Source organism: Nitrosomonas ureae, assembly GCF_900108305.1.
GTDB lineage: Bacteria > Pseudomonadota > Gammaproteobacteria > Burkholderiales > Nitrosomonadaceae > Nitrosomonas > Nitrosomonas ureae_B.
Map to the genome: position 1 here is coordinate 86,455 of NZ_FNUX01000013.1, position 6,843 is coordinate 93,297.

6 protein-coding genes are annotated in these 6,843 nt (G+C 51.1%); 5 read left to right on the forward strand and 1 reads right to left on the reverse strand.

The window, feature by feature from the left end:
- Nucleotides 1-70: 70 nt before the first annotated feature.
- Nucleotides 71-688, forward strand: coding sequence for a DNA-3-methyladenine glycosylase family protein (locus tag C4S39_RS08855; protein WP_103966658.1), 618 nt, complete (start codon nucleotides 71-73; stop codon nucleotides 686-688).
- Between the two features lie 22 nt (nucleotides 689-710).
- Here the strand turns inward: C4S39_RS08855 and C4S39_RS08860 are convergent, their stop codons facing one another.
- Complete coding sequence (locus C4S39_RS08860; RefSeq protein WP_103966659.1) at nucleotides 711-1,385, reverse strand: class I SAM-dependent methyltransferase; 675 nt, start codon at nucleotides 1,383-1,385, stop codon at nucleotides 711-713.
- A gap of 225 nt (nucleotides 1,386-1,610) precedes the next feature.
- Here C4S39_RS08860 and hsdR point away from each other — a divergent pair, with 225 nt between their 5' ends.
- Genes hsdR through C4S39_RS15800 form a run of 4 tightly spaced genes read left to right on the forward strand, consistent with a single transcriptional unit; the run spans nucleotide 1,611 to nucleotide 6,794 of the window.
- Complete coding sequence (gene hsdR / locus C4S39_RS08865) at nucleotides 1,611-3,992, forward strand: EcoAI/FtnUII family type I restriction enzme subunit R (RefSeq protein WP_103966660.1); 2,382 nt, start codon at nucleotides 1,611-1,613, stop codon at nucleotides 3,990-3,992.
- Between the two features lie 29 nt (nucleotides 3,993-4,021).
- Entirely contained in the window at nucleotides 4,022-5,557 is a 1,536-nt protein-coding gene (locus tag C4S39_RS08870; protein ID WP_258039363.1) for a type I restriction-modification system subunit M, read from the forward strand.
- Between the two features lie 2 nt (nucleotides 5,558-5,559).
- A complete protein-coding gene (locus C4S39_RS08875) occupies nucleotides 5,560-5,982 on the forward strand; it encodes an endonuclease domain-containing protein (RefSeq protein ID WP_219817936.1) in 423 nt (140 codons plus the stop codon).
- A complete protein-coding gene (locus C4S39_RS15800) occupies nucleotides 5,979-6,794 on the forward strand; it encodes a hypothetical protein (protein WP_258039364.1) in 816 nt (271 codons plus the stop codon). The genes C4S39_RS08875 and C4S39_RS15800 overlap by 4 nt, the downstream gene beginning before the upstream one ends.
- Nucleotides 6,795-6,843 lie beyond the last annotated feature (49 nt).

The following is a 6,843-nucleotide window of genomic DNA, read 5'->3' on the forward strand; positions in this document are numbered from 1 at the left end:
TCTCCAATGACACGCAATGCACGCAAAATTATGCATCCACCCCGATTAGTTTTCCCGCTTCATCACACCTATGACTCCCGAATACTGGACACAGGCAACGCAGGAATTGGCCGCCTGCGATCAAGTCATGCGCCAACTGATACAGCAATTTGAAGATGCCGCGCTCACTTCGCGCGGCTGCGCTTTCACCACACTGGCGCGCTCCATCGTCGGACAACAGATTTCCGTCAAAGCTGCCGAAAGCGTCTGGCAAAAAATCATCGGCGCCATTCCCGATATCGCGCCGCACACGATCACTGCGCAAGAACCGGATTCATTACGCGCCTGCGGACTCTCCGCCAGAAAAATAACCTACCTGCAGGACTTGTCACGGCACTTTATGGAAGGAAAATTGAATGAAACCGGCTGGGCTGGCATGGACGATGAAGCCATCATCGCGCAATTGAGCAAAATAAAGGGTATTGGACGTTGGACTGCGGAAATGTTCCTGATTTTTCACTTGCAACGCCCGGATGTGCTGCCGCTCGACGACATCGGCCTGCAACGCGCGATCAGCTTGCATTACCACGGCAAACAAGCCGTCGACAAAAAAACCATGCTGGAACTCGCCCAACTTTGGCAACCGTGGCGCTCGGTTGCGACATGGTATTTGTGGCGCAGTTTGGACCCGTTGCCAGTCGAATATTAAGTAGTACCTTTGATCAATCCATCTATTTTGCGGCGCAAAACCCATCCCGGCGGAGGGGCTTAACGGCCCGATATAACGCAATCGTGCCAGCCACGGTACGATAATGAGTAATCGTTTCGACCGGATGAAATCCGGCGTCTGTCATAAAAACCGGCAATAAACCCAGCACGTTATCGTGTATCTCTTCAAACCAGCGCATTAACCAGGATATCAACCGCATACTGAAATCGTGCGGCCTGCCGAAATCCGCCACATGCAACGCACCTCCGGGTTTCAGCACGCGAAATGCCTCCCGCAGCATGTGCTGCTTGTCTTGCCGCGCCAAATGGTGCAACAGCAGACTGGCAAACACATGCTCAACGCTTTGATCCGGATAAGGCAAACATGTGGCTGTGCCCTGCCGCCACAGAATGCTTTGCCCGGCCTGCGCGGCTTTTCGTTGCGCAATACGCAATATTTCAGCGTCGATATCCAATCCATGAACGGCAACATCCGGATGCGCCTGTTTCATCAGCAACGCAAGCGTTCCTGTACCGCATCCGGCATCCAGCACGGTTTGCTCAGACTGAATAGGCGCTTGCGCAATTAAATCCGCATTGATCCCCGACTCCGGAAAAAACCACCGCATCATGGGATCGTACCAACGCGTCAGCCAATGATAATGCAAAGCAGGGATGTAACCGGAACGTTTCTTCATGGTGATAATTTGATCTTTTTATTTTAAAAATTGAATAAGGAACATCAATCGCTGCCTCTCAGCATACATCGCCCCATGCTAACAACATTTGATTGAAAATCCATGGTAACAGTCAATTTGAAACTGATATGCTCCAATCCTCAACTTACCGTTTCAAATTCTTGGACCTTGCAGCGCATCAATACAAGTACCATTGAACAAAAATAAAAGAGCCACCCCATAAGCATGAGCAACAAAGAAAGCCTTTCAGAGCGTGATATTTGCACCAAATACATTACTCCCGCCATTATCAAGGCCGGATGGGATTTGCACAGCCAAATCCGGGAGGAAGTCAGTTTCACCCAAGGCCGCATCATCGTGCGTGGAAAATTGCATACGCGGGGAGAACAGAAACGCGCCGACTATATTCTGTACTACAAATCCAATATTCCATTGGCTGTGATTGAGGCCAAGGAAAACAGTTGCAGCGTAGGTGCCGGTATGCAGCAAGCGCTAAATTATGCCGACACGCTGGGCGTACCTTTTGTATTCAGCTCCAATGGCGATGGCTTTCTGATGCATGACCGCACCGGACTGACCAATCGGATCGAGCAGGCGCTGACACTGGATGAATTTCCCTCGCCTGCGCAACTGTGGCAGCAGTATTGCCAGTGGAAAGGATTGGAAACAGCTAAAGCGCGCCATACCGTTGAAATGCCGTATTATGATGATGGTACAGGCCGTGTTCCGCGCTATTACCAGGCCAATGCCATCAACAATACCGTGGAAGCGGTGGCGAAAGGCCAGCCGCGCATTTTGCTGGTCATGGCGACCGGCACCGGCAAGACTTACACGGCATTTCAGATCATCTGGCGGTTGTGGAAGTCCGGTACGAAAAAACGCATTCTGTTCCTGGCCGACCGTAATATCCTGGTTGATCAAACCAAAAACAATGACTTCAAACCATTTGGCGCGGCGATGACCAAAATCAGCAAACGCCAGATCGACAAAAGCTACGAGATTTACCTGTCGCTCTATCAAGCCGTTACCGGCAGCGAAGAAGAACAAAACATCTACAAGCAGTTTTCGCCGGATTTCTTTGATCTGATCGTCATCGACGAGTGCCATCGCGGTAGTGCTGCGGAGGATTCCGCTTGGCGCGAGATTTTGGACTACTTTTCCTCCGCCACGCATATCGGTTTGACCGCCACACCTAAAGAAACACGCGATGTTTCCAGCATTCATTACTTTGGCGATCCGGTGTACAGCTACACATTAAGGCAAGGTATTGAAGATGGTTTCCTGGCACCCTACAAAGTTGTGCGCATTGATATCGACAAAGATCTGCAAGGCTGGCGGCCAAGCAAGGGCCAGACCGACAAGCATGGCGAAATGATTGAAGACCGCATCTACAACCTGAGCGACATGGATCGCACACTGGTGCTGGAAAAACGCACTGAACTGGTCGCCTGGAAAATTACCGAATTCCTGACGGCAACCGATCCTTACGCCAAGACCATCGTATTCTGTGACGACATCGACCACGCCGAGCGCATGCGTCAGGCGTTGGTAAACTTGAATCCGGAACGGATCAAGGAAAATCGCAAATACGTGATGCGCATTACCGGCGATGATATCGAAGGCAAGGCCGAATTGGACAATTTTATCAACCCGGAAGAACGCTATCCGGTGATCGCCACCACATCCAAGCTGATGACCACCGGCGTCGATGCGCAAACCTGCAAATTGGTGGTGCTGGATCAGCACATCAGATCGATGACCGAATTCAAGCAAATCATCGGGCGCGGTACCCGCATCAACGAGGATTATGGCAAGTTCTGGTTCACCATCATGGACTTCAAGAAAGCAACCGAGCTATTCGCAGACAAGGATTTCGACGGCCAACCGGTGGTGGTTTATGAACCCAAAAGCAATGAATCCCCCGCGCCACCCGATCAGGAATACGGCATGCATTTTGATGAATCAGGCACCCCACTTCCCCCCTTAGAAAAAGGGGGGATCGAGGGGGGATTTGAAAAAGGAGATAACGAAGAAGAATCCGGCCTCAAGCGAGTGAAATATGTCATGGGCGATGTCACCGTGCATGTGATTGCCGAGCGCGTGCAATATTATGGACCGGAAGGCAAACTGATCACCGAATCGCTGAAGGATTACACGCGTCAGACGGTGCGGCGCGATTATGCTTCGCTGGATGAATTTCTGCGCCGCTGGAGCCAGGCCGAGCGCAAGGCGGCCATTCTGCAGGAGCTGCAACAACACGGCGTATTGCTCGAACCGCTGGCGGATGAAGTAGGCAAGGATTTCGACGCCTTCGACCTGATCTGCCATGTCGCTTTTGACCGGCCGCCGCTGACCCGGCGCGAACGCGCCGAGAATGTGAAAAAGCGCAACTACTTTGCCAAGTACAATGAACAGGCGCGCCAGGTGCTGGAAAAGCTGCTGGATAAATACGCCGACACCGGCATTGAAAACATCGAAGATATCAAAATCCTCACGCTCGACCCGTTCAGGAACATGGGCACAGCCAGTGAGCTGGTATCCGTCTTTGGTGGCAGGCAAGCCTACCTGGCGGCCCTGCATGAGCTGGAAGACAATCTCTACGTCTGATTTCAAATCACTAATACAAAACCTAACTGATGAGTATTTCCTCCACTATCAAATCCATCCAGGACATCATGCGTAAGGATGTCGGCGTCGACGGTGATGCCCAGCGCTTAAGTCAATTGGTATGGATGTTATTCCTGAAAATCTTTGACGACCGCGAGAGTGAATGGGAATTGCTGCAAGACGCTTATCAGTCACCGTTGCCGGAGAAATTCCGCTGGCGCAACTGGGCCGCCGATGCCGAAGGCATGACCGGCGATGCGCTCAAGCAATTTCTCGATAACGATCTGTTTCCCGCTTTGCAGCAGCTCGAAGCCAAAGGCGGCGACCAGCGCGCTTATGTCATTCGCTCGGTGTTTGAAGATGCCTACAACTACATGAAATCCGGCCAGTTGATCCGGCAGGTGATCAACAAGATTCAGGAAGGTGTCGATTTCAACAAAGCGCAGGAACGCCACCTGTTTGGCGATATGTACGAACAATTGCTGCGCGATTTACAGGCGGCTGGTAATGCCGGTGAGTTTTATACCCCCCGTGCCGTGACTGAGTTCATGGTGCGCATGGTTAATCCGCGCCTCGGCGAGAAAATATTGGACCCGGCCTGCGGTACCGGCGGTTTTCTTTCTTGCAGCATTGAACACATGCGCAAGCAGGATGTGAAAACCGTAGAAGACGAAACCCAATTGCAGGCCAGTATTTCCGGCATCGAAAAAAAACCGTTGCCGCATTTGTTGTGCACCACCAACATGATCCTGCACGGCATCGACGTGCCGATCAACATCCGCCACGACAACTCGCTGGCGCGCCCTCTCATCAGTTGGACACCGAAAGAACGCGTCGATGTGGTCGTCACCAATCCACCGTTTGGCGGCATGGAAGAAGACGGCATCGAAACCAACTTCCCGGCAGCGTTCCGCACCCGCGAAACCGCCGATCTGTTTTTAGTATTAATTATGCAACTACTCAAGACCGGAGGCCGCGCCGCACTGGTTCTGCCCGACGGTTTCCTGTTCGGCGAAGGCATTAAAACCCGCATCAAGGAAAAGCTGCTGCAAGAATGCAACCTGCACACCATCGTACGCCTGCCCAACGGCGTGTTCAGCCCGTACACCGGCATCAAAACCAACCTGCTGTTTTTCAGCAAAGGCACGCCAACCCGGCATATCTGGTTTTACGAGCACCCTTACCCGCCCGGCGTAAAAAGTTACAACAAAACCAAACCGATGAAAATCGAAGAATTCGATGCCGAAGCGGCATGGTGGGGCAAGGAAACCGAAGGTTTCAAAAACCGTGAGGCCAGCCAATATGCCTGGAAAGTCAGCCTGCAAGATATCCAGGCGCGCAACTACAACCTCGACTGCAAAAATCCGCATATCGGCGAACAGGAAATCCACGATCCCGATGCGCTACTAGCGCAATATCACGCCATGCAAAATGACATCGCCGCACTACGCGGGCAGTTGAAAGAAATATTAGAAGCAGCATTAACCCCCAAATCTTCCAACTCAGACAACCAACCACCCCCCTTAGAAAAAGGGGGGCAGGGGGGATTTCAAACGGAAGATTAAGGATGATGCAACCCTACAAACCCACCCTAAAACCCTTTTCCAGAACCTTGCGCAGCAACCTAACCGACGCCGAGCAACTCCTCTGGTCAAAATTATGCCGCAAGCAAATTCTAGATGTGCAGTTTTACCGCCAAAAACCCTTGGCCAACTACATCGTCGATTTTTACTGCGCAGCAGCCAATCTCGTTATCGAACTGGACGGTTCGCAGCATTTTGAACCAGATCACCAAGCCAGCGATGCGGAACGAGACCGGAAATTGGAATCATTGGGTTTACGGGTGCTGCGCTTTGATAACCGACAGGTTATGCAAGAACTGGATGCGGTGATGCGGGTGATTTTTGAGGCGGTGGAGAAGGGAATTCCCCTTGGAATCCCCTCTGAAATCCCCCCTGGCCCCCCTTTTTCAAAGGGGGGTGGAGTATGAGCGCTGGAACTCCTGGATTTGCTTCTGACAAAAATCAGGACACTAAAACACCCACATCAAAAACAACTCCCGCAACACCCACAACCACCATCCCCCCCTTTGAAAAAGGGGGGCCAGGGGGGATTCACGGGGGGCCAGGAGGGATTATTCCAAAAGAGCCAGAGTGGATTCACCACCTCGATATCTGTACCACCGCCGAAACGGAAAAGAAATCAGGCCGAGGTCGCAGCGGCGGCAATGGAACCAGCGTATACGGCATCAAGAAACTGCGAGAATTGATTCTGGAATTGGCGGTGCGGGGCAAACTGGTGCCGCAAGACCCGAATGATGAACCGGCCGGTGAATTGCTGAAGCGCATACAGGCAGAAAAAACCAGGCTGATAGCGGAAGGCAAGATAAAAAAAGATAAACCGTTACCGCCGATTTCGGATGAGGAAAAGCTGTTTGAATTGCCACAGGGGTGGGAGTGGACAACATTAGCATTGATATCTTTAATTAATCCGAGAAATAATGCGGAAGATAATTCCTCTACTTCATTTGTTTCAATGGCAATGATTGGTGCGAAATTTAATTCCTCCCACGAACAAGAGATTCGTTTTTGGAAAGAAATAAAGCAAGGATTTACGCATTTTGCAGAAGGCGACATTGGAGTTGCCAAAATAACTCCATGCTTTGAAAATAGTAAGGCATGTATATTTTCTGGTTTGTTGAACGGAATTGGTGCAGGTACAACTGAGTTGCATATTGTCAGGGTAATCAATAAGACTGTTGACGCTAACTCAAAACTGACCAGAAAAGGCTGTTTGTGCTAACTGAATTTTGACCAGGTAATCCACGTATCCTGCTTAATTTTTAAGCGGG

Excerpts from the sequence above, each read along its gene's own strand:
- C4S39_RS08855 (WP_103966658.1), top strand. The coding sequence starts at position 71 with ATGACTCCCGAATACTGGACACAGGCAACGCAGGAATTGGCCGCCTGC.
- C4S39_RS08860 (WP_103966659.1), bottom strand. The coding sequence starts at position 1,385 with ATGAAGAAACGTTCCGGTTACATCCCTGCTTTGCATTATCATTGGCTG.
- hsdR (WP_103966660.1), top strand. The coding sequence starts at position 1,611 with ATGAGCAACAAAGAAAGCCTTTCAGAGCGTGATATTTGCACCAAATAC.
- C4S39_RS08870 (WP_258039363.1), top strand. The coding sequence starts at position 4,022 with ATGAGTATTTCCTCCACTATCAAATCCATCCAGGACATCATGCGTAAG.
- C4S39_RS08875 (WP_219817936.1), top strand. The coding sequence starts at position 5,560 with ATGATGCAACCCTACAAACCCACCCTAAAACCCTTTTCCAGAACCTTG.
- C4S39_RS15800 (WP_258039364.1), top strand. The coding sequence starts at position 5,979 with ATGAGCGCTGGAACTCCTGGATTTGCTTCTGACAAAAATCAGGACACT.